General features: G+C 63.5%; 2 protein-coding genes. Both read right to left on the bottom strand.

Translation table 11 applies throughout. The features are described 5' to 3' along the window. Nucleotides 1–90: 90 nt before the first annotated feature. Nucleotides 91–546, bottom strand: a complete 456-nt coding sequence (locus tag E2K76_RS20160; protein WP_136686215.1) for a hypothetical protein — start codon at nucleotides 544–546, stop codon at nucleotides 91–93. Beyond that, nucleotides 543–729: LuxR C-terminal-related transcriptional regulator (locus tag E2K76_RS20155; protein WP_136686214.1), on the bottom strand; the 187-nt coding region annotated here is incomplete at its 5' end. The genes E2K76_RS20155 and E2K76_RS20160, both read right to left, overlap by 4 nt.

The following is a 729-nucleotide window of genomic DNA, read 5'->3' as shown; positions in this document are numbered from 1 at the left end:
GTTGCCGAACAGTCCGGGTCGCCCAACGTAGATCGCCCCGTCCGGCATCCTCCAACCCTTGGCGCGGCTGCGCTGGATACGTTTCGGCATTTACAGGCCCTCCGTGTCGGGGATCAGCGCGGCGGGCGGGACGGGAAGAGGCATCCATGCCACCGCGCGTATGGCGCACTCCCAATTTGTGTCTCTAGGATGCGTTCGTTCGATCGGCAGAGAAACGTTGCCGTGGGCGATATACCATCCGGCATAGTCGCCTTCCTCCGATCGATCGGTGATGATCTCGTGCCATCCATTCGACAGCGCGGCCAAGACCGCCACCCCCTTCGGCATAGCGTTCATGTCCGTATGCCACGCCTGCGCCGGTGCGGGGGCGGGCATGGATAGGGCGGCGTCCAACTTGGCCAGTAATGCCATATGCTGGTTCACATGGACCCAGTTACCGCTCTCTGGCGGGTCGGCAGCCCATATTTCGCCGCCCGTGACAGTGACGCTGTGGAAGCGCGGCTCGCCGCCGAACGCAGCTTGGGGGTAGCCTGCTTTGTCGGTCATGCCTTCCCCTCCCCGGCCAGCGCCCTCTTGTGGTTGGAAACGCTGGAGTGGCTTAAGCCCAAGACTTCGGCCATTTTCCGGCACGACATGCCCGATGCGGCCAGTTCAAGAACCTGCTCGCAGGTGATCGCCACATGCTCGGCGCGGGTTATGAACCTGCCGATCTCAGCCATGCGGGCGACG

It is taken from the genome of Falsirhodobacter xinxiangensis (assembly GCF_004959935.1).
GTDB lineage: Bacteria > Pseudomonadota > Alphaproteobacteria > Rhodobacterales > Rhodobacteraceae > Falsirhodobacter > Falsirhodobacter xinxiangensis.
Note: the sequence above shows the minus strand (reverse complement) of the source record. Positions and strands in the feature narration are given on the sequence as shown.